Raw genomic sequence first — 19819 nt, forward strand, 5'->3', positions numbered from 1 at the left:
GTCAGCGGGCCAGGCCGGCCAGCCGGGCCACCAGGTCGGCCGGGGCCGGCATCGACAGCAGCTCGTCGCGCGCCTGCCGGGCCGCGTCCCGCAGCGCCTCGTCCTTGAGCAGGGTCTGGCATTCGGTGACCCCCACCGACTCGGGCTCGGAGACGATCCCGATGCCGCGGCGGGGTAGCAGGTCACCGCCGGTCTGCTGGTAGGAGCCGCGCGGCAGCACGCACTGCGGTATGCCGGCGGCCACCGCGGTCATCGTCGTCCCGCTGCCGCCGTGGTGGATGACGGCCGAGCAGGTCTCCAGCAGGACGTCGAGCGGGGCCCACTCCACGATGCGGACGTTGGGCGGCAGTTCGCCCAGCAGCGCGGCGTCGCCGCCGCCGAGTGTGACCGCGAACTCCGCGTCCACCCCGCCGGCCGCCGCCAGCAGCGGGGCCAGCATCGCGATGCCGCCCCACTGGGCCTCGATGGTGCCGAGGGTGACCGCGATCCGCGGCTTCTCGGCCGGCCGCAGCAGCCAGTCGGGCAGGACGGCCCCGCCGTTGTAGGGCACGTACCGCATCGGCCAGGCGCCGGGCGAGCGCCGCTGCTCGGGCAGCAGCGCCTGGAAGCTGGGCGGGAACATCGTGATCTGCGCCCGCGCCCGCGGCTCGCCGGTGACGCCGTGCCGGTCGTAGTGCGCGGCCATGGCGGCGCGGACCGTCTCGGCGAGCCGCGCGCCGCTGTCGTAGGAGCCGAGCCTGAGCTCGACGTGCGGCAGGTTCAGCGCGGCCGCGACGAGCGGCCCCGCCCCCTGGAGCGGCGGGGAGATGACCAGGTCGGGAGACCAGGACCGGGCCGCCGCGAGCGTGCCGTCGACCATGACCCCCGAGACCCGGCCGAACAGCTTGGCCAGGGCGAGGTCGTCGGGGTCGTCGGCGAACATCGGGTTGGCGGCATCGGCCTCGCCGTCCGCCTCGTCGGGCATGTAGACCTTCAGGTAGTCCAGCCCGGGCGTGACGTCCATGACGTCCAGCCCGGCGTCCGAGACGGCCAGGCTTAGCCCGCCCGTCGCGTAGCGGACCTCGTGCCCCGCCGCGCGGAGCGCCTGTGCCAGCGGCACGGTCGGAAAGAGATGGCCGAGCCCGGGAGAGGTGACGAACAGTGCACGCATGATTGCCCCACCAAAAAGACGCCTTGGTTCCGACACCGCGTCACCGTGCCAGGCGGCCCTCTCACCGGGATCGACGGACGCTGGAGACCCGGTCACCGCCGGGCACCGACGAACAGCCCGCGGCCGGAGTGCAGGCCCGCGACGTACTCCACGGCGAACCCGGCGGCGTCGAAGGCCGCCTCGTACTGCGCCCGGGTGTACAGCCTGATGAGGTGCGTCTCGGCGAAGTGCCGCGCGCCCGACCGCGCATCGGCGACGACGTAGTGCACGTTCATCCGGGAGGCGTCGCCCTCGCGGGTCGAGTGGGAGACCCGGGCGACGGTCCGCTCGTCCACGGTCGTCACGTCGGCGGACACGTATCCGTCGAGGTAGGTCTCGGAGAACCACCAGGGGTCGATGGCGACGACCCCGCCGGCCGCCAGGTGCCGCGCGAACCCGCGCAGCGTCGACTCCAGCTCGGTGACGCCGGCGGTGTAACCGATCGACCCGAACATGCAGGTGATCACGTCGAAGGTCCGGCCGAGGTCGAAGGCGCGCATGTCACCGGCGTTGACCGTGACGCCGGGCAGCCGCCCGCGCGCCGCCTCGACCATCGGGTCCGACAGTTCGAGCCCTTCCACATGGTCGAACAGCCCGGCGAAGTGCCGCAGGTGCGCGCCGGTGCCGCAGGCGACGTCCAGCAGCGACCGGGCCCCGGGCAGCAGGGATCGCGCCCGCCGGGCGATCTCCTCGGTCTCGGCCTGGTAGTCCTTGCCGCGGCCCTGGTGGATCAGTTCGTAGATCTCGGTGATTTCGGTGCCGTACATGAGGGGGACGGTGCGCCGTCCGGCTGGAGGACGCCCGGGCATCCGGTGGAGGGCGTTCCAGCGATCCTGCACCGGTTCACCAGCGGCGGCGGGCAGTGTCGGCGGCGGACCGAACCCGAGCCCACGAGGGGAGCCCGGCCATGACCGCTGCGGACACTTCGGCGCTGCTGGACGAGCTGGGGGACTACCTGCGGGAGGACGCGCCGGCGCTGAGCCTGCCGCCGGAGGCGTTCGTGTCGCCGGAGCTGTGGGAGCTGGAGCGGACGCGGGTGTTCGGGCGGTCGTGGGTGCTGGTGGCGCACGCCGACGAGCTGGCCGAGCCGGGCTCGTACGTGGCCCTGTCGGTGGCCGGTGAACCGGTGGTGGTGACCCGGGACCGCGACGGCGAGCTGCACGCGCTGTCCCCGATCTGCCGGCACCGGATGATGCCGGTGGTGGAGGAGGGGTCCGGCCGCGCCGACTCGTTCACCTGCCCGTACCACCTGTGGCGGTACGGGCTGGACGGGCGGCTGATCGGGGCCACGTTCATGAAGGGCAACCCCGACTTCGACCCGAAGACCTGCCGTCTGCCGCGGTTCGCGGTGGCGCAGTGGCAGGGGTTCGTGCATGTCAACCTGGATGCCGGCGCCGAGCCGCTGGCTCCGCACCTGGCGCGGGTCGGCGAGGACCTGGCCAACTACCGGCTGGACGAGATGGTGCAGGTCGGCGGCTGGGTCGAGGAGTGGAACTGCAACTGGAAGGTCGCCGTCGAGAACGCCCACGAGAACTACCACGTCCTGGGCTTCCACCCGGAGACCCTGCAACCGTCCACCCCCGGCGGGGCCGAGACGTCGGTGCGGGCCGACTCGCCCTGGGCGAACATCATGCGCGTCCGCTACACCGAGCCCCTGGAGGCGGCGATCCTGCCGCTCACCGAGGAGGAGAAGGCGCATCTGTACGCCTTCTTCGTCTTCCCGTCCGGCAGCCTCGCGGCCTCCGGTGAGATGGTGGTCTGGCTCAGCCTCATCCCGCAGTCCATCGACCGCACCCAGGTGCGCGGCGGCGTGCTCATGCCCGCCGCGCTGATCGAGGGCGCCGATCGGGACACGATCCGCAAGGAGAGCGAGGGCTACGCCGCCATGATCAACGCCGAGGACCGGCACGGGCTGGAGGCCGTGCAGCGCTCGGTGGGCTCGCGGTTCGCCGGCCGCGGCCACCTCAGCCCCAAGGAGCCGGGCGTGCTGCTCTTCTACCAGAACCTGGCGCGGGCCCTGCTGCGCGAGGACGGGGCGTGGCCCGGCCAGCTCTGAAACACCGCGGAACACCGCCGGACGCGGCGCCCCCACGGGAGGGGGCGCCGCGTTCAGCGGTACTCGGCCGTCAGCCTCTCCAGCACCGGGACGAGCTCGCGCGGCGACGGGGTGCCGAGCATTTCGGCGCGCACCCGCGCCGCGTTCCGGGCGAAGGACGGCTCCTCCAGGACGCGCGTCACCATGGTCCGCAGCCGGTCGGCCGTCAGCTCCTCCGGCTCGCAGCACAACGCGATCCCCGAGTCCCGGGCCAGGTCCGCCCGCGGCCCGTTGCACCACATCCTGGTCGGCACGATGACCTGCGGAACCCCGTGCGCCAGGGCGGTCATGAACGTGCCGGAACCGCTGTGATGGATGATCGCCGAGCAGCTCGGCAGGAGCAGGTCGAGGGGGACGAAGTCGACCGCGCGCACGTTGTCCGGGAGCCCGCGCGCCGCGTCGAGCTGCTCGGCGTTCAGGGTCGCCACCACCTCGACGTCCAGGTCGGCGACGGCCTCCAGCAACTCGTTGACCGAGGCCCGGTCACCGCCGGCGACCTCGCGGAACGAGACGCCCAGGGTGAGGCAGACCCGGCGCCGCCCGGGCGCCTCGCGCAGCCAGCCGGGGACCGTGGTCCGGCCGTTGTGCGGGACGTACCGGACCGGCAGGTACGGGTGCCGCACCGGCAGCCGCAGCGAGGACGGCACGGGGTCGATGGTCCACTGGCCGACCACCATGTCCTCGGTGAACTCCAGGCCGTACCGGTCGAGCGCGCGGCCCAGCCACTCCTCCAGCGGGTCGTCGCGCAGCTCCGGCGGCAGCCGGTCCAGCCGCCCCCGGTAGTGCTCGCGCATCAGGCCGACCAGGTCGAGGCCGAACATCAGCCGCGCATGCGCCGCGCCGCAGGCCCGCGCGGCCACCGGCCCGGCGAAGGTCATCGTGTCCCAGACCACCAGGTCCGGACGCCAGCGCCGGGCGAAGTCGACCAGCTCGTCGATCATCGCGTCCGGGATCGTGTTCTGGTACACCATCGGCGTCCACGCGGCGAAGAGGGCCTGGAGATGGTCGTGCGGCGGCGGGTCGAGGCCGATCCGGCCGGGGTCCAGGACGCCGAGCCAGGACTGGTCCCGGATCTCCTCGATCTCGTCGCCGTCGTCCGGGTTCATCTTGGCGCCCACGTCGAGCGTCTCGCCGACCGGCACCGCGGTGAGGCCGGCGCGCGTGATGTCGTCCACGACGTCCGGCTGGGCGGCGACGCACACCTCGTGCCCGGCGCTGCGCAGCGCCCACGCCAACGGGACCTGCGTGTTGACGTGGGTGCTCGCGGCGAAGGGCTGGAACAGGACCCGCATCGGCTCAGGTGAGGGACAGCGCGCCGTCGACCGGCAGCACCATCCCGTTGGCGTAGGCGGCCTCCGGGCTCGTCAGCTGCACGATCCACCAGGCGACCTCTTCGGGGGTGCCGACGCGCCCGGCCGGCGCCTGGGTGCTGATCTGCTGGAGGAAGCCCGCGTACTGCTCCGGCGTCATGCCCATCTGGGGGCCCGAGGCGGTGTCGATGACGCCGGGGGCGATGCCCACCACCCTGATGCCGCGCGGCCCCAGCTCGACGGCCCAGGTCCGGGTGAGGAAGTCGAGCGCGACCTTCGCGGCGCCGTAGAGGCTGTTGTTGGGCCAGGACCGCAGGCCGAGCGAGCCGGCCGTGCTGAGGTTCACCACGGTCCCGCCGGTGGCCTCCAGCGGGTCCAGCGCGCGTTGCGTCAGGAAGATCGGCGCGACCAGGTTGGTGCCCAGCTGCCGGTCGGCCAGGTCGCGGTCGATGTGCGGCAGCGGCCGGTAGCCGAGCACGGCGGCGTTGTTCACCAGGACGTCGAGCCGGCCGAACTCGCGCACCGCGGTGTCCACGACGAGCCGGGGGACCTCGGGGTCGGTGATGTCGGCGGCGAGCACCCGGATGCCGGGATGCTCCTTGGCGGTTTCGATCAGGGTCGATTCGGTGCGCCCGACGATGAGTACCTGGGCGCCCTGCCGGGCGAAGGCCCGGGCGGTCGCCCGGCCGATGCCGGTGCCGCCACCGGTGACGATCACGCCGCGTGCCGCGGGGTCCTCGGATGTCGCAGTCATGCCCGCACCGTAGGCGCGGGCACTGGAGCCGGGGTGGTCCGGCCACGGGCGCCGCGCGACGGGGGATCGAGCACCGTGCGAGCGGCACCGGATACGGTGAACGGCGTTCAGCCCGCGGCCAGGCGCTCCAGGGTGCCGACGAGTTCGGCGGGGGTGGGGGCCGCCATGATCTCCTCGCGGAGCTTGCCCGCGGCGGCCTGGTAGGAGTCGTCGTCGAGCAGGGCCCGTACCCCGGCGCGGATGCGCTCCGGGTCGGCCTGGTCGCCCGGGAGGTGCAGGCCCACGCCCGAGGCCGCGACCCGCCTGCCGGTGACGGCCTGCTCGGCGGCGAAGGTCGCGATGAGCTGCGGGACGGCCGACCACAGGGAGGTCAGCGAGCTGCCGCTGCCCCCGTGGTGCACGACGGCCGCGCAGCCGGGCAGGAAGGTCGCCAGCGGTACGTGTTCCACCGCGCGCGCGTTCGCGGGCACGTCGCCGAGGGCGGCCACGTCGTGTGCGGTGGCGGTGACGACGACCTCGCAGTCCAGGTCGCCGAGCCCCTGGAGGATCGCGGGCAGCAGGTAGGAGCCGGGTCCGGAAACCGTTGACAGCGCGGTCGACCAGGTCACGCAGACCCGGCGCCGGCGCGCCGGCTCCAGCGTCCAGGCCGGCACCGGCTTGGACCCGTTGTAGGGCACGTACCGGACCGGCAGCCGGGTGGCGTGCACCGGCACGTCCAGCGAAGGCGGGTTCGGGTCCACCACGTTCTCGATCATGTCGAGCGCGAACTCGCCCAGGCCGTGCCGGGGGAAGGCGCCGCTGTGGTCGGTCGGCACGATGCGCATGTGCTCGGGGTCGTGGACGCTCGCCGGACCCCACAGGCACAGCGCGGCCGGAACCCCCGTCGCCCTGGCCGCCAGCAGCCCTTCCAGGCTGCCGGGGTCGTGCAGGACGAGTTGGGGGCGCCAGCCCCGGGCGAACTCCACGGCCGCGTCGAAGGACCGGTCCGCCCGCTCGGCGAGGGCCGGGGCGACGTCCGCGTCGAAGCCGGCCGGGTCGAAGTCGGCGAGGTCGTCCATGGGCTCGCCCGTCAGCGGGTGCGGCGGCAGCCACGTGTACGGCCAGATGCCCGTCACGGCCTCCCAGTAGTACTGGAGACGGAGCCGCATGACCTCCTCCATGCCGTCCAGGACGGGGACGGGGAGCAGGCCGGCCTGGCTGACGGGCCCCACCTGCGAGGCGGCGCACAGCACCCGCACCTCGTGGCCGGCCGCCTGCAGGGCCCAGCCCAGCGGCACCATCGCCGAGTACTGGGTGGGCCACGAGGACACGGTGAAGAGCACGCGCACGGCGGTTCCTTCCAGGTTTCCGGCGGGGTTTCCGGTCGGTTTACTCGGCTTACTTGGCGCCCAGCGCCTCCCAGGCGTCGGCGTGCATCCACGCGGGGAGGGTGTCCTCGCCGTTGACGCCTTTCTCCACGAAGGCGATGTTGTGGTAGACGTGCAGGCCCGTCACCGTGCTCTGGGTCAGGTTGGGCTCGGCGCCGTCCTCCGTCGCGTGCTCCTGGAAGTGCACGTCGTCCAGCAGGGCCTTGAGGAGGCCGATCGAGGTGTGCGGCTCGGCGACCCCGCCGGAGCTGCCGCCGAAGTCGGAGAAGTAGGCGGTCTGCAGGTCCTCCACCACGTAGAGCCCGCCGGTGCGCACGTAGGGGAAGAGCGCGCGGAACGAGGTGTGCACGTGGTCGTTCATGTGGCTGCCGTCGTCGATGATGATGTCGAACGGGCCGTGCTCCTCGGCCATCGCGACCAGCGCGCCGGGGTCGCCCTGGTCGCCGGTCAGCGCGGTCAGCCTGGTCTCGTTCAGCGCCGACTTGTCGTAGAGGTCGAGGCCGAAGATCAGGCCCCGGTGGAAGTAACGCTTCCACATCTTGAGCGACGGGCCGCCCAGGTCGTCCTCGTACCCGCCGATCCCGATCTCCAGTACCCGGACGGGCCGGTCGCGGTACGGCGCGAAGTGGCGCTCGTAGTGGGGGGTGTACCAGTGGAAGCTCGCCCACTTGTCCGAGCCGTACCGGATCGACAGGTTGCCCAGTTCCCCGCACCGTGCCGAGCAGCCGGACATGACGGTGTGCGTCGCCTGGGCCGCCGCGCGCATCAGCGTGTCCAGCTTGAAGTACATCGCCTGCAACTGGGCGCGGTCCTCGGGCGCCGGCACGAAGGAGTTGTGGAAGTCCCCGGTCCGCCGGCTGTCGGCGGGCCCGAACAGCCGGCGCAGCAGGTCGGCCGCGCTGATGCCGATTTTCGACCACACCGTGGCGGACTCCTCCTCGACCACGGTGACCGCCGCACCCTGCGCCACCCGCAGCACGCTGGTGTGGCTCTCCTTGCCGTACGTGACCTCGAGCGCCACGTCGATCGGCATCGTGTTGGCGGGTTCCGGGCAGCGGAAGACGATCTCCTCGGTGAGCGCCTGGACGAACCGGGGCAGGCCCACGTCGTCCAGCAGTACGGCGATCTCCTCGTCGGAGCCGGTTCCGGCGCGGATCAGTCGCTGGATCAGGTCGGTTCGAACATCCACCATGGCGGCGCTTCCCCATCGGTCCGCGGAAAGGTCCCGCCCAGCGTGGGCGGGACCTCTCGACGCGGGCTTGAACGCGGCTGAAGCGGTCAGAAGTCCGCTCGGTGGTCGGCCACCCACTGCGCGAAGGTCCGCGCCGGCCGCCCCGTGACCCGCTCGGCCGTCGGGCCCACCGGCACGTCCACCGGGTCCTGGAGCAGCCAGTCGACGGCCTCGGGCGGCATGCCCTGCGCGAGGTACAGCTCCCGGGCCTGCGGCACCGTCAGCTCCTCGAAGCGGATCTCCCGCCCGAGCACCTCGCCCATGATCCGGACGTGCTCGCGCCTGGTCAGCGACTGCGGCCCGGCGAAGGTGTACGCGGCTCCGGCGTGGCCGTCCTCCGTCAGCGCGGTCACCACCACATCGGCGATGTCGGCCTCGTGCACCATCGTGCACCTGGTGCCGCCGAACGGGGCGCGGACCGTGTCGTCCGCCCGGACGGACGGCCCCCACTGGCCCAGCAGGTTGGCCATGAACTCGCCGGGGCGGACGTGGGTCCATTCGGCCCCGGAACCCTCCACCGCCTGCTCCACCTCCCGGTGGTAGTCACCGCTGTAGTCGCCGTCGGCGTACTCGGCCGACACCGACGACAGGGTGACGATGCGTTCCACCCCGGCCTTCCTGGCCAGCCCGGTGAAGTCGGCGGCCGTACCGGGCAGCGGGAAGAGGTAGACCCGGTCGACCCCGTTGAGGGCGGTCGCCACGGTGTCGGGCTCGGTGAGGTCGCCGCGGACCGTCTCGGCCGCCGCGGGCAGGCCGGCCCTCTCCGGTGCCCGCGTCATGGCCCGCACCTGCTCGCCCGCGCGCAGCAGCCCGGCGACCACGTGCCGTCCCACGTTCCCGGTCGCTCCTGTCACGAGCACGGTCATCGCCACCACTCCATCCCGATCTTGACGTTGCAGTCTGCCGAGACTTCCGTCCCGCGGTCTCGAAACACTCGAAAGGAGGGGTCCAGCGCGTGTTGAGCGGCCGCTGTCACCCTCAGGCGGATCACGCGCTTTGCCGAAAGTAACGTTCCGGGAGGGGCCATGTCCAAGACGGACGGGCGACACGCTGTCATCACCGGCGCCACCAGCGGGATCGGGTTGGCCGTCGCGCGCCTGCTCGGCGGGAGCGGCCTGCGGGTCTTCCTGTGCGCGCGGAGCGCCGACGACGTCTCCGACACCGTCAAGCAGCTGCGCGACCAGGGCGTCGAGGCCGACGGGCAGGCCTGCGACGTGCGATCCACCGAGGAGGTGCGCGGGTTCGTCGGGGCGGCGGTCGACCGCTTCGGGCCGATCGACGTGCTGGTCAACAACGCGGGCCGCAGCGGCGGCGGCCCCGCCGCCGGGCTGACGGACGAGCTCTGGCTGGACGTCATCGACACCAACCTCAACAGCGTCCTGCGGATGACCCGGGAGGCGCTGACCACCGGCGGCATGATCGAGCGGGGTACGGGTCGAATCATCAACATCGCCTCCACTGGCGGGAAACAGGGTGTGGTGCTCGGCGCGCCGTACTCGGCCTCCAAGCACGGTGTGGTCGGGTTCACCAAGGCGGTCGGGCTGGAGCTGGCCAAGACCGGCGTCACGGTCAACGCGGTCTGCCCCGGCTACGTCGAGACGCCGATGGCCCAGCGGGTCCGGCAGGGCTACGCCGGCGTGTGGGACATCACCACGGACGAGGTGCTCGAACGGTTCGAGGCCAAGATCCCGCTCGGCCGGTACACCACGCCGGAAGAGGTCGCGGGCCTGGTCGGCTACCTGATCACCGAGGCGGCCGCGCCCATCACGGCGCAGGCGATCAACGTCTGCGGCGGGCTGGGCAACTACTGAGCGGGCCGGGGGACCGGGGTGCCGGGCACCCCGGTCCCGCCGGTTCACAGGGTCACGCGGGTCATGGCGCGGCCGCCGAGGTACAGGCCGACCGCCGCGATGCCGACCGAGGCGATCGCCCCGTACAGCACCGAGCTGTCGCCGAAGTCCCCGACGAACAGGGCCCGCTCGGCCTCGACGAGGTAGGTCGCCGGGTTGAAGCGGCTGATCGTGTGCAGCCAGCCCGGCGCGACGTCCATGGGCAGCAGCACGCCGGAGAGCAGCACCAGCGGGAAGTTCGTCATCTGCTGCACCCCGTAGAACACGGTCTGGCTCTTGGAGACGGCCGCCAGGGTGAAGGACAGGGCGCCGATCCCGACCGCGAACACCGAGAGCATGACCAGCCCCACCAGGGTGCCCAGGAAGTAGAGCCGGAAATCGGTCGGCAGCAGGATGAGGATGAGCAGGAGGGCCTGCGCGTTCAGCGTGACGATCTCCTTCAGCGTCCGCCCGAGCAGCATCGCCAGCCGGTTCATCGGGGTGACCAGCAGCCGCTCGAACGACCCGCTGAGCGACTCGTTGAGCAGGCCGGCGCCCGCCCCCGCCGTTCCGGTCAGGGCGAGCAGGACCACGATCCCCGGCAGGAACCACTGCCAGGGCGACGCGCCCGGCAGCCCGACCTCCAGTCCCGGCACGCCGGTGAGCAGCGGGCCGAACAGCCCAAGGAAGATCAGGGGCGTCATCATGCTGAGGACGATGGTGGTGGGGTACCGCAGCTCGGGAGTGATCTCCCGGGTGAACGCGATCCCGGTGTCGGTGACGAGTCTTCTCATCTCAGGCTCCCTGCCAGTCGGAGGTGTCGGCCTGGTCGTCCTCCAGCTCGCTCTCCCGCAGTGTCCGGCCGGTGAGCGCGAGGAAGACGTCGTCGAGCGTGGGCCGCCAGAGCTCGGCGGTGAGCGCCTTGACGCCGGCGGCGTCCAGCGCGCGGACGAACTCCGGCAGGACCGCGTCCCCGCGGCTCATCCGCAGGGTGACTTTGGTGCCGTCGACGGTGACCTCGCGGGGGGCCTCCATCCGCTCGGCGATCTCCGCGGCGTTCTTGGCGTCCTCCGGCGTGCCGACCGTGATGGTGATGCGGTCACCGGCCAGGTTCGCCTTGAGGTTCTCGGGGGTGTCGTCGGCGATCACCAGTCCCTGGTCGATGACCAGCACGCGCTTGGCCCACTGGTCGGCCTCCTCCAGGTAGTGGGTGCTGAAGAAGATCGTCGTGTCGAACTCCTCGTGCAGCCGCCCGATGTGCCCCCAGACGTCGGCGCGGCTCTGCGGGTCCAGCCCCGTGGACGGCTCGTCCAGGAAGAGCAGTCCGGGCCGGTGGACGAGGGCGATCGCGATGTCGAGCCGGCGGCGCTGGCCGCCTGACAGCTTGCCGGCCTCCCGGTTGGCCAGCGGCCCCAGGTCCAGCGATTCGAGCAGCTCACCGCTGCGGCGGCGGGCTTCGGACCGGCTCAGCCCGTAGATGCGTCCCTGGGTGAGGAGCTCGTCGGTGACCCGGTAGTCGCGCCCGGCCCCGTTGCCCTGGCCCAGGTAGCCGATCCGGCCGCGCACGGCCACCGGGTCGGCCTGCACGTCCCGCCCGGCCACGAGCGCGGTTCCCGAGGTCGGCGGCAGCAGGGTGGTCAGCATCCGGAAGCTCGTCGACTTGCCCGCGCCGTTCGGCCCGAGAAAGGCGACCAGTTCCCCCTGCTCGATATCGATGTTGAGGCCGCGGACGGCTTCTACGGATTTCTTCCGCTTGACGCGGAAGCTCCGGGTCAGGTTGCGCGTGTGAATCATGCAATCCGCTCCAAGCTCACATTTGGCAGACGGACATGGCCCTCCCGAAATCAGGAAGGAGGGCTTGACTGGACAAGGCTAAGGCGGTTTCATACGTCACTGTCAGGAAGCCTGACAAGTGTTTCTCACCCATTGCGGCACCCCGTTCAGCGGCCTTCGAGCCCGCCGCGAGACGCCACCTCCACGCTGTGTTCCGCAGGTCCCGCGGGATGATGGGTGGTGGGTGTACGTGGAGGTATCGCGCCGTGCGCTGATCGGAGGCATGGCCGGGACCGGCGGTGCCGCGCTGCTGGGCGGACCGGCGCTGGCCGCGCCCGCGGGCGTGCGGGCCGGCGGCGCATCCCCGCCGCTGGGGCCCGTCGTGATCGGAAAGGACGACCCCCGCTACGGCTACCTGACCACCCGCGGCGCCAACGGCCGGTTCACCGGACGGCCGGACTCGGTCCGGTTGGTCGGATCACCCGACCAGGTCGTCCAGGTGGTGGGAGAGGCGATGCGCGGGGGCGGGCGCGTCGCGGTGCGCAGCGGCGGCCACTGCTTCGAGAACTTCGTGGACGACCCGGCCGTACGCGTCGTCATCGACACGTCCGAGATGAACGCGGTGTACTTCGACCCGCGGTACCAGGCCTTCGCCGTCGAGACCGGCGCCACGCTCGGCGAGATCTACCGGACCCTCTACCTGGGGTGGGGGGTCACGATCCCCGGCGGCGCGTGCCCGAGCGTGGGAGCCGGGGGGCACATCGCGGGCGGCGGCTACGGCGCGCTCTCCCGGAGCCACGGCGTGGTCGCCGACCACCTCTACGGGGTGGACATCGTGGTCGTCGACCGGTCCGGCAACCCCCGGCGGGTCGTGGCGACACGTGACTCCACCGGCCCCGAGCGGGACCTGTGGTGGGCGCACACCGGTGGCGGCGGCGGGAACTTCGGGATCGTCACCCGCTACCTGCTGCGGTCGCCGCAGGCCCGTGGCCGCAACCCCGCCGACCTCCTTCCCAAGCCCCCCCGGACGTACCGCTACTGCTCCATCACCTGGCAGTGGGACGACATGAACGAGGCGGACTTCAGCCGGCTCGTCCGCAACTTCGGCGCCTGGCACGAGAAGGACGCCGCGGGCCCCTCCCCCTACGACGGCCTCGGCGGCGGCATCACCCTGAGCCACCGGGAGAGCGGCCAGCCGATCATGGTCTGGGTGCATCTGGACGAGGCCGTGCCGGACGCCGACCGGCTGCTGCGGCGTTACGCCGAGGCGGTCACCAAGGACGTCGGCGCTGCGCACCAGTCCGGGTTCGGCTCCCAGCAGTGGATCGACTCCGCGCTGTACCAGGGATCCAGCTGGGGGAGGGTCGAGTTCAAGACCAAGGCCGCCCTGCAGCGCAAGGCCTGGACGGACGCGCAGATCGGGGCCGTCCACCGCTTCCTGACCGAGGGCGGCGGCACCCGCTGGGGCACGCTGGTGTCGCTCAGCCTCTTCGGCGGAAAGATCAACACTGTTCCGTCCGCCGCCACCGCGATGGCCCATCGCGACGCGCTGTTCATGGCCCTCTACGACACGGCGTGGGTGGACGCCGCGGAGCGGGACCCGCAGCTGGCGATGATGCGCCGGCTGTACAAGGAGATGTACGCGGGGACCGGTGGCGTCCCCGCACCGGGCCCGGTGAACAGCGGCGCCTACATCAACTATCCCGACGTCGACCTCGCCGATCCCGAGTGGAACACCTCGGGCGTCCCCTGGCACGCCCTGTACTACCGGGACAACTACCGGCGGCTCCAGCAGGTCAAAGCGCACTGGGATCCGCGGGACGCCTTCCGGCACGCCCTGGCCATCCGCCCGTCCAACTGAGTCCGGCTCCGAACGGAGGAACGGAAGAACATGGTGCAACCCGAAGTCCACGAGGCCGAACACCAGATCATGGTGTCGGCGCCGGCGCAACGGGTCTTCGACCTGGTCGCCGACGTCGGCGCATGGCCCCGCGTCTTCCCGCCGACCGTGCACATCGAGCACGTCGAGCGCGGCGAGACCGAGGAGCGGATCAGCATCTGGGCCACCGCCAACGGCGAGGTGAAGGGCTGGACCTCGCGCCGGCACCTCGACCGCGGCGGGCTCAGCGTCCGCTTCCGGCAGGAGGTCTCGCAGCCCCCGGTGGCGAGCATGGGCGGGGAGTGGGTGATCGAACCGGTGGGGGAGACGCAGTCCCGCGTCCGCCTGCTCCACGACTTCCGGGCGGTGGGGGACGACCCCGAGAAGGTGGCCTGGATCCGGCAGGCGATCGACCGCAACAGCGACGCCGAGCTGGCCGCGCTGCGGTCGGCGGCCGAGCAGGGGAACGGGCCCGACGAGCTGCTGCTGTCCTTCGCCGACTCGGTGCGGGTCGCCGGGCCGGCCAAGGACGCCTACGACTTCGTCTACGACGCGGCGCGCTGGAAGGAGCGGCTGCCGCACGTCTCCCGGGTGGTGCTCGGCGAGGACACCCCGAACGTGCAGTCGCTGGAGATGGACACCCGGGCCCCCAACGGCTCGGTGCACACCACCATGTCGGTGCGGATCTGCTTCCCGCACGAGAAGATCGTCTACAAGCAGCTCCGGACGCCGGCGCTGCTGTCCGTGCACACCGGGCAGTGGACGTTCGAGGAGGACGCGGACGGAACGCTGATCACCTCGGCCCACACGGTCGTCATCGCCCCCGCGGCGGTCACCACGGTCCTCGGCGAGGGCAAGACGGTCGCCGACGCCCGCGCGTTCGTCCGCGACGCCCTCGGCCGCAACAGCACGGCGACGATGAACCACGCCAAGGCCCACGTGGAGGCGGCCACCGTCTGACGGGCGCCGCATACGAAGACCACCGCGCACCCGGCCGGGTGCGCGGTGGTCTTCGTATGACCGGCCCGGAGGTTCAGGCGCTGCGCCGCCAGTAGCACGCGACCTGGTCGATGGGCGTGAGCTCGTCCTCGATGCCGTGCCGCTCGCGGAAGTCGTGCACGGCCTGCGCGCAGGCCGGAAGGATGTAGTCGTCCACGATGACGTAACCGCCGACGGACAGCTTGGGGTAGAGGTGGGTCAGGCTGTCCATGGTGGACTCGTAGAGGTCGCCGTCGAGCCGGAGCACGGCGACGCGCTCGATCGGCGCGTCCGGCAGCGTGTCCTTGAACCAGCCGGGCAGGAACCGCACCTGGTCGTCGAGCAGGCCGTAGCGCTCGAAGTTCCGCTCGACCTCCTTCATCGGCACGGCCAGCACGTCGTTGTGCTCGTGCAGCTTCATCTCCTGGTCGAGCGAGTTGCTGCCCTCGTCGGTCGTCGGGATGCCCTCGAAGGAGTCGACGACCCACACGGTGCGATCGGTGACGCCGTGCACGGAGAGAACCCCGCGGGCGAGGATGCACGTGCCGCCGCGCCAGACCCCGGTCTCGACGAAGTCGCCGGGAACGCCGTCGGCGAGCACCGACTCCAGGCACTCCTGGACGTTGTCGAGCCGGGCCAGCCCGACCATCGTGTGGGCGACGGTCGGCCAGTCGAAGCCCGTGACCCTGGCCTCCCGCTCGTAACCGGGGTCCGGCAGGCCCCAGTGCGGGAAGCGGTCATCCTCGTAGATGACGTTGGTCAGGACCTTCTTGAGCAGACCCAGGTAGTGGTCTGCGCCGCTGCGCGGCACGGTCATCGTGGTGTCCCTTCACCGTCGGTCGGCTGCTCGGGTTGCGTCAGGTTGCGGGATCGAGCGGGCGCTCACCCGGCGTGATCGAACGTCGTGTCGCTCAGGTAGTCCACGGCGTCCGGGTAGGTGAAGGGATGCATGAAAGCGCCCGCGCGCACGTCCCGGTAGTACCGCGACAGCGGGTTGCTCGCCACGTACGAGGCGCCCCCGATCACCGTGAGGCAGTTGTTGACGATCTCGGGGGCCAGGTGGTTGACCATGAGCTTGGCGCGCTGGAAGTCGAACATCATGCGACGGCCGCGCTCGGCCGGATCGCCGGTGAACTCGCTGTTGTAGTAGTCGGCGGAGGCGAGCGTGGCGGCGACCGTCGTGCGCAGCGCGTACAGCCGGGCCTCGATCTCCGTCACGAGCGTGCGCGTCGCCGCGCCGGGCGTGCCCCGCCGCCGCAGCGCGTGGACCGTGAAATCCCGTGCGGCCTGCGCGATGCCGGTGTAGATCCCCAGCATCGTGATCGAGCTGACCGTCTGCCCCGCCAGGGTGGCGTCGTCGCGCTCGCCGACGGGCCCGCGCAGGAAGACGTCGCCGGCGGCGATCGGGCACTCGTCCAGCACGATGTCGACGCTGCCGGAGGAGCGCATGCCGAGCCCGTCCCAGCGGTCGGTGACGGTGAGGCCGGGGGTCTGGCGGGTCAGCATCGCGGCGGCCGACCGGTGCGGCCCCTCCGCCGGTTCCGCCCTGGCCGACACCACGAAGTGCGTCGCGATCGGCGCCATGCTCGCCAGGATCTTGCGGCCGGACAGTACCCAGCCGCCGTCCTCGGCGGGCGTCAGCCGGGTGACGACGCGACCGCCGCCGGGGTCCTTGACCGTGGTGCACACGACCGCCTCGCCCGAGGCCATCGGGCGCAGCAGGCGCTCGGCCAGCGACCGTGCGGTGTCGCCGCCGTGCCGCCACTCGTGCGTCAGCGTCAGCCCGCGGCTGAGCTGCATGTGCAGGGCGAGCGCGGTGGAGGCGTCGGCCTCGGCCACCGACATGAGCGCGAGGCAGACGTCGTACAGGGAGTCGACGCCCAGGCCGCCGAGCTCGACCGGGACGGTGGCGCCGAGCACACCGTCCTTCTGCAGGCCGGTGAAGACGTCGACCAGCATCGTGCTGTTGCGATCGTGCTCCTCGGCCTCGTCCCGGATCTGCTGGAAGTGTCCGGCGAGGAGGTCGAGCAGGGCGCGGCCGGCAGGAGTCACCGGCTCGCGGAACTCCCGTACGGCCGCCGGGTCGCTGCTGTGCACCGCCATTGCGTTCCCCGTCTTCCTCTCACATGCCCGGTCGCCTGGTGCGATCGCGGTCGACGTCGATGCTGTCCGGCGCGGTTCGAGGTCCGCTAGCGTGCCGCTTCCGGCCGCGCGTCCAGCGATGCTCCACGGCTTCTCCAGCGGGCGGCCCGGGGCCCGCGATCAGGGGTGGGTCTCCTTCACCGGGCCCGTCTCGTTCAGGTAGCGCTCGATGGCGTGCCGGTGGTAGCCGGGGCCGAAACCCATCTCGGTGACCTCGGGGATCAGCTCGCGGAGCTTGGCCACGGAGGGGCAGTGGGAGACGCTGTCGTCGGCGACCGTCTGCCGCTCCGCGGTGACCCCGAGCCGGTACTCGATGTACTTGATGATCTGGACGATGTCCACGCAGTCGCCCGAAGCGACGTTCACGATCTGGTTGCGGACCTTGGCGTCCAGCAGCCGATCCATGATCGTCACGAAGTCGGACACGTAGAGCATGTCGCGGCGCGACCCGGGCTGGACCCGGACGCGCCCGGAGACGATCTGCCTGACCAGCGCCGGGATCAGCCGGAACTCCGGCCCGCCGGGCCCCAGCACGTAGCTGAGGCGCAGGATCAGATGGTCGACCCCGGATTCCCGGATCACCGTCTCCAGGTCGTACTTGTGCTGGCCGTACCGGGTGGACGGGACGACGGGATCGTCCTCCCGGCCCTGGCAGCCGGGGCCGCCGTACATGCTCGCCGTCGAAAAGAAGACCAGCACCCGGCGCTCCCGCAGGCAGCGCTGGATCGTCTCGGTCACCAGCGCCGCCTCCCGGCGATGCTCGGAGTCCGGCAGCTTCTGCCGGGGTACCCCGGCCGCCAGAACGACCGTGTCGGGATGCGCGCCGTGCAGCGGCCGGAGGTGGCGCGCAATGAACCCGCTGCCGATGATCTCCATTCAGCCAACCTGACGTCCCATCGAGGTCACGGCCTCCAGCTAAGAGTGGCGGCGCGGCGAAATCCTCGCGCCCCGGTCGAACGGCCGGGTCGAGCGAGCCGCGAGAAGATGTCGCGAGCATCGGGCCCGTCGTCCCAGAGGAGGAGTCATGCGGGTCCTGTTCGTGACGTATCCGGCCAAGGCGCACGCGTATCCGCAGGTCCCGCTGGCGTGGGCGCTGCGCGCGGCGGGCCACGAGGTGTGCGTGATCAGCCAGCCCGACGTGGTGGACGACATCACCGGCTCCGGCCTGACCGCGGTGCCGATCGGGGAGATGCTCAACCTGGAGGAGAGGATCCAGGAAGAGGAACGGGCCAAGGAGCGGGACCGGGAGTCCGGCGCCGGGTTCGCCCTGGAGCCCGGCGAGGAGCCGGACCCGGAACTGCTGATGCGGCTGGACGAGCTCCAACCCGAAAAGATCACCCTCGACTACATGCAGGGCATGTTCACCGTCATGGCGAGCCTGGCCTTCGACAGCGTCACCGAGGAGCACGCCCTCGACGAGCTGGTGGCGTTCATGCGCGGGTGGGGCCCGGACCTGGTGATCTGGGATCCGCTGGTCTTCGCGGGCGGGGTGGCGGCGCAGGCCTGCGGTGCGGCGCACGCCCGGATGCTGTACGGCCTGGACCTGGTCGGCTGGATGCGGGGGCAGTACCTGGCGGCGGTGGCGGATCGCCCGGCGCTGCTCCGCGACGACCCCATGGCCGAGTGGCTGGACGGGGTGGCGGGCCGCTACGGCGGCGAGTTCAGCGAGGACCTGGTGATGGGGCAGTGGACCATCGACCCGATGCCGGGGTCGTTGCGGCTGCCGGTGAACCACCACTACGTGCCGGTGCGTTACGTGCCCTACAACGGGCCCGCGGCGATGCCGGAGTGGTTGCGCGAGCCGCCCAAGCGCCCCCGGGTGTGCTTGACCCTGGGGCTGTCGTTCCGCGAGGTGATGGGCGGCGACAAGGTGTCGATCGGCGAGCTGCTGGGCGCGGCGGCCGACCTCGACGTGGAGGTGGTGGCGACGCTGGACGCCGAGCAACTGGCCACCGCCGGCCGGGTGCCGGACAACGTGCGCGCGGTCGACTTCGTCCCGCTGAACGAGCTGCTGCCCACCTGCTCGGCGATCGTCCACCAGGGCGGGTTCGGTTCCACCCTGACCGCCCTGGCCCACGGGGTTCCGCAGGTCATCATCCCCGCCGACCTGTGGGACACCGAGGCCAGGGCGCAGCTGATGCACCGGTCGGGCGCGGCGCTCCACCTGCCCCGCACCGCGGAGATCTCCGCCGCCGGGCTGCGGGACCTGCTGGTACGCGTGCTGGAAGAGCGGTCCTTCCAGGAGAGCGCGGCGCGGCTGCGGACCGAGGCGCTGGGCACCTTGGGCCCCGCCGACCTCGTCCCGGTGCTCGAAAGGCTGACCGCGATCAGTAGGTGAACGCGTCCCACATGGCCCGCACCGACTCCCACGGGCTGATCTCCGGCCGCCAGCCCAGCAGTTCCGCCGCGAGCCGGATGTCGGCCCTGGTCCAGTCGCCGCCGCCACCCCTGTTGGGCACCTGCTCGTCCCTGACCTTCAGCATGTCGAGGGGGAGGCCCGCGGCGCTGAACAGCAGCGTGACCAGTTCGTGCATCTCCATGGCCTCGCCCCGGCCGATGTTGACGACCCGGCCGACGACCGGGGCCGCCGCGGCCTTCACCACCGCCTCGGCCACGTCCCGCACATCGACGAAGTCCCGCCGGGCGGGGGCGATGCTCACCTCGATCACGCCGCCCGACGTCGCCCCGTGCAGCTTCCGCAGCAACGCGGCCAGGAAGGTCTCCTGCGGCGGGTGCGGTCCGTAGATGTTGACCGCGCGCAGCACGACACCGTCCATCCGGCCCGCGCGGGTGGCGTCGAGCACGGCCGTGGAGCCCGCCAGCTTGGTCCGCGCGTACGCGTTGCTCGGGTTCGGCGCGATCGACTCGTCGATGAGCGTGCCGGCCGGCACCGGGCCGTACTCGTGCACCGAGCCGAGGTGCACCACCCTGGGCCGCCCGGGCAGCAGGTCCATCGCCGCCACCAGCCGCTCCACGAGCCCGCCGTGGGAGTGCACCATCTCCGCCTCGGTCGGCCCCCAGCGGCCCGCGGCGTTGACCACCACGTCCACCCGCTCGGCCTGGAGGGTGCGCGCGGTCTCCTCGGGTTCGAGGGCGGCGATGTCGAGCGGCAGGAACCGGTAGCTGGCGATGTGCCGGGCCGGGTGCCGGGCGATGGCGAGGACCTCGTGGCCGCGGCGGGCGAAGGCGGGGCAGATCTGGCGTCCGACGCAACCGGTCGCGCCGACCACCGCCACCCGCCCCATGGCTCCCCCTCGGCTGTCCGATCGCCC

At 71.9% G+C, this 19819-nt stretch carries 18 protein-coding genes; 5 read left to right on the top strand and 13 right to left on the bottom strand.

Features of this window, described 5'->3' with window-relative positions; all coding sequences use genetic code 11:
- Position 1: 1 nt before the first annotated feature.
- Positions 2-1150, bottom strand: a complete 1149-nt coding sequence (locus DPM19_RS24205) for a nucleotide disphospho-sugar-binding domain-containing protein (RefSeq protein WP_111870302.1) — start codon at positions 1148-1150, stop codon at positions 2-4.
- A gap of 92 nt (positions 1151-1242) precedes the next feature.
- Positions 1243-1956, bottom strand: a complete 714-nt coding sequence (locus DPM19_RS24210; RefSeq protein WP_111870303.1) for a class I SAM-dependent methyltransferase — start codon at positions 1954-1956, stop codon at positions 1243-1245.
- Between the two features lie 140 nt (positions 1957-2096).
- Between DPM19_RS24210 and DPM19_RS24215 the strand changes: the two genes are divergently transcribed.
- The gene (locus tag DPM19_RS24215; protein WP_111870304.1) at positions 2097-3245 is read left to right on the top strand and encodes an aromatic ring-hydroxylating oxygenase subunit alpha; all 1149 of its coding nucleotides are present in this window, start codon (positions 2097-2099) and stop codon (positions 3243-3245) included.
- A 53-nt stretch (positions 3246-3298) separates the two neighbouring features.
- On the opposite strand, the gene DPM19_RS24220 is transcribed toward DPM19_RS24215, so the two are convergent.
- From DPM19_RS24220 to DPM19_RS24240, 5 genes are all read right to left on the bottom strand, one after another.
- The gene (locus DPM19_RS24220; protein ID WP_111870305.1) at positions 3299-4576 is read right to left on the bottom strand and encodes an activator-dependent family glycosyltransferase; all 1278 of its coding nucleotides are present in this window, start codon (positions 4574-4576) and stop codon (positions 3299-3301) included.
- Between the two features lie 4 nt (positions 4577-4580).
- A complete protein-coding gene (locus tag DPM19_RS24225; RefSeq protein WP_111870306.1) occupies positions 4581-5348 on the bottom strand; it encodes an SDR family NAD(P)-dependent oxidoreductase in 768 nt (255 codons plus the stop codon).
- A gap of 107 nt (positions 5349-5455) precedes the next feature.
- On the bottom strand, positions 5456-6676 hold the full coding sequence (locus DPM19_RS24230; protein WP_111870307.1) for a nucleotide disphospho-sugar-binding domain-containing protein: 1221 nt from the start codon (positions 6674-6676) through the stop codon (positions 5456-5458).
- Positions 6677-6725: 49 nt separating this feature from the next.
- Positions 6726-7907: a class I SAM-dependent methyltransferase gene (locus DPM19_RS24235; protein ID WP_111870308.1), complete on the bottom strand. Its 1182-nt coding sequence runs from the start codon at positions 7905-7907 to the stop codon at positions 6726-6728.
- 86 nt (positions 7908-7993) lie between these two features.
- Positions 7994-8812, bottom strand: a complete 819-nt coding sequence (locus DPM19_RS24240; RefSeq protein WP_111870309.1) for an NAD(P)H-binding protein — start codon at positions 8810-8812, stop codon at positions 7994-7996.
- Positions 8813-8971: 159 nt separating this feature from the next.
- Between DPM19_RS24240 and DPM19_RS24245 the strand changes: the two genes are divergently transcribed.
- Positions 8972-9757, top strand: coding sequence for an SDR family NAD(P)-dependent oxidoreductase (locus DPM19_RS24245; RefSeq protein ID WP_111870310.1), 786 nt, complete (start codon positions 8972-8974; stop codon positions 9755-9757).
- 44 nt (positions 9758-9801) lie between these two features.
- On the opposite strand, the gene DPM19_RS24250 is transcribed toward DPM19_RS24245, so the two are convergent.
- A complete protein-coding gene (locus DPM19_RS24250; RefSeq protein WP_111870311.1) occupies positions 9802-10569 on the bottom strand; it encodes an ABC transporter permease in 768 nt (255 codons plus the stop codon).
- Between the two features lies 1 nt (position 10570).
- The gene (locus DPM19_RS24255; protein WP_111870312.1) at positions 10571-11569 is read right to left on the bottom strand and encodes an ATP-binding cassette domain-containing protein; all 999 of its coding nucleotides are present in this window, start codon (positions 11567-11569) and stop codon (positions 10571-10573) included.
- A 229-nt stretch (positions 11570-11798) separates the two neighbouring features.
- On the opposite strand from DPM19_RS24255, the gene DPM19_RS24260 reads away from it, so the two are divergent.
- On the top strand, positions 11799-13409 hold the full coding sequence (locus DPM19_RS24260; protein WP_199485261.1) for an FAD-binding oxidoreductase: 1611 nt from the start codon (positions 11799-11801) through the stop codon (positions 13407-13409).
- 30 nt (positions 13410-13439) lie between these two features.
- Positions 13440-14387 carry an aromatase/cyclase gene (locus DPM19_RS24265; RefSeq protein WP_111870313.1) on the top strand — a complete coding sequence of 316 codons (948 nt, stop codon included), beginning with the start codon at positions 13440-13442 and terminating at the stop codon, positions 14385-14387.
- 73 nt (positions 14388-14460) lie between these two features.
- On the opposite strand, the gene DPM19_RS24270 is transcribed toward DPM19_RS24265, so the two are convergent.
- The 3 genes from DPM19_RS24270 to DPM19_RS24280 all read right to left on the bottom strand — a co-directional run bounded on the left by DPM19_RS24270 (position 14461) and on the right by DPM19_RS24280 (position 17423).
- Complete coding sequence (locus DPM19_RS24270) at positions 14461-15222, bottom strand: TylF/MycF family methyltransferase (protein WP_111870314.1); 762 nt, start codon at positions 15220-15222, stop codon at positions 14461-14463.
- A 65-nt stretch (positions 15223-15287) separates the two neighbouring features.
- The gene (locus DPM19_RS24275) at positions 15288-16508 is read right to left on the bottom strand and encodes an acyl-CoA dehydrogenase family protein (protein WP_111870315.1); all 1221 of its coding nucleotides are present in this window, start codon (positions 16506-16508) and stop codon (positions 15288-15290) included.
- A gap of 159 nt (positions 16509-16667) precedes the next feature.
- Positions 16668-17423 carry an NAD-dependent epimerase/dehydratase family protein gene (locus tag DPM19_RS24280; protein ID WP_111870316.1) on the bottom strand — a complete coding sequence of 252 codons (756 nt, stop codon included), beginning with the start codon at positions 17421-17423 and terminating at the stop codon, positions 16668-16670.
- A gap of 148 nt (positions 17424-17571) precedes the next feature.
- Between DPM19_RS24280 and DPM19_RS24285 the strand changes: the two genes are divergently transcribed.
- Positions 17572-18885 carry an activator-dependent family glycosyltransferase gene (locus DPM19_RS24285; RefSeq protein ID WP_111870317.1) on the top strand — a complete coding sequence of 438 codons (1314 nt, stop codon included), beginning with the start codon at positions 17572-17574 and terminating at the stop codon, positions 18883-18885.
- Here the strand turns inward: DPM19_RS24285 and DPM19_RS24290 are convergent.
- Entirely contained in the window at positions 18875-19792 is a 918-nt protein-coding gene (locus tag DPM19_RS24290) for an NAD-dependent epimerase/dehydratase family protein (protein ID WP_111870318.1), read from the bottom strand. The two genes, DPM19_RS24285 and DPM19_RS24290, sit on opposite strands and share 11 nt — an antisense overlap.
- Positions 19793-19819 lie beyond the last annotated feature (27 nt).

The sequence above is a fragment of the Actinomadura craniellae genome, from assembly GCF_003289645.1.
Taxonomy (GTDB): Bacteria; Actinomycetota; Actinomycetes; order Streptosporangiales; family Streptosporangiaceae; genus Actinomadura_D; species Actinomadura_D craniellae.

Coding starts and splice junctions, on each gene's coding strand:
- DPM19_RS24235 (WP_111870308.1), bottom strand. CDS start 7,907: ATGGTGGATGTTCGAACCGACCTGATCCAGCGACTGATCCGCGCCGGA.
- DPM19_RS24255 (WP_111870312.1), bottom strand. CDS start 11,569: ATGATTCACACGCGCAACCTGACCCGGAGCTTCCGCGTCAAGCGGAAG.
- DPM19_RS24215 (WP_111870304.1), top strand. CDS start 2,097: ATGACCGCTGCGGACACTTCGGCGCTGCTGGACGAGCTGGGGGACTAC.
- DPM19_RS24245 (WP_111870310.1), top strand. CDS start 8,972: ATGTCCAAGACGGACGGGCGACACGCTGTCATCACCGGCGCCACCAGC.
- DPM19_RS24250 (WP_111870311.1), bottom strand. CDS start 10,569: ATGAGAAGACTCGTCACCGACACCGGGATCGCGTTCACCCGGGAGATC.
- DPM19_RS24280 (WP_111870316.1), bottom strand. CDS start 17,423: ATGGAGATCATCGGCAGCGGGTTCATTGCGCGCCACCTCCGGCCGCTG.
- DPM19_RS24285 (WP_111870317.1), top strand. CDS start 17,572: ATGCGGGTCCTGTTCGTGACGTATCCGGCCAAGGCGCACGCGTATCCG.
- DPM19_RS24275 (WP_111870315.1), bottom strand. CDS start 16,508: ATGGCGGTGCACAGCAGCGACCCGGCGGCCGTACGGGAGTTCCGCGAG.
- DPM19_RS24205 (WP_111870302.1), bottom strand. CDS start 1,150: ATGCGTGCACTGTTCGTCACCTCTCCCGGGCTCGGCCATCTCTTTCCG.
- DPM19_RS24220 (WP_111870305.1), bottom strand. CDS start 4,576: ATGCGGGTCCTGTTCCAGCCCTTCGCCGCGAGCACCCACGTCAACACG.
- DPM19_RS24290 (WP_111870318.1), bottom strand. CDS start 19,792: ATGGGGCGGGTGGCGGTGGTCGGCGCGACCGGTTGCGTCGGACGCCAG.
- DPM19_RS24240 (WP_111870309.1), bottom strand. CDS start 8,812: ATGACCGTGCTCGTGACAGGAGCGACCGGGAACGTGGGACGGCACGTG.
- DPM19_RS24210 (WP_111870303.1), bottom strand. CDS start 1,956: ATGTACGGCACCGAAATCACCGAGATCTACGAACTGATCCACCAGGGC.
- DPM19_RS24225 (WP_111870306.1), bottom strand. CDS start 5,348: ATGACTGCGACATCCGAGGACCCCGCGGCACGCGGCGTGATCGTCACC.
- DPM19_RS24270 (WP_111870314.1), bottom strand. CDS start 15,222: ATGACCGTGCCGCGCAGCGGCGCAGACCACTACCTGGGTCTGCTCAAG.
- DPM19_RS24265 (WP_111870313.1), top strand. CDS start 13,440: ATGGTGCAACCCGAAGTCCACGAGGCCGAACACCAGATCATGGTGTCG.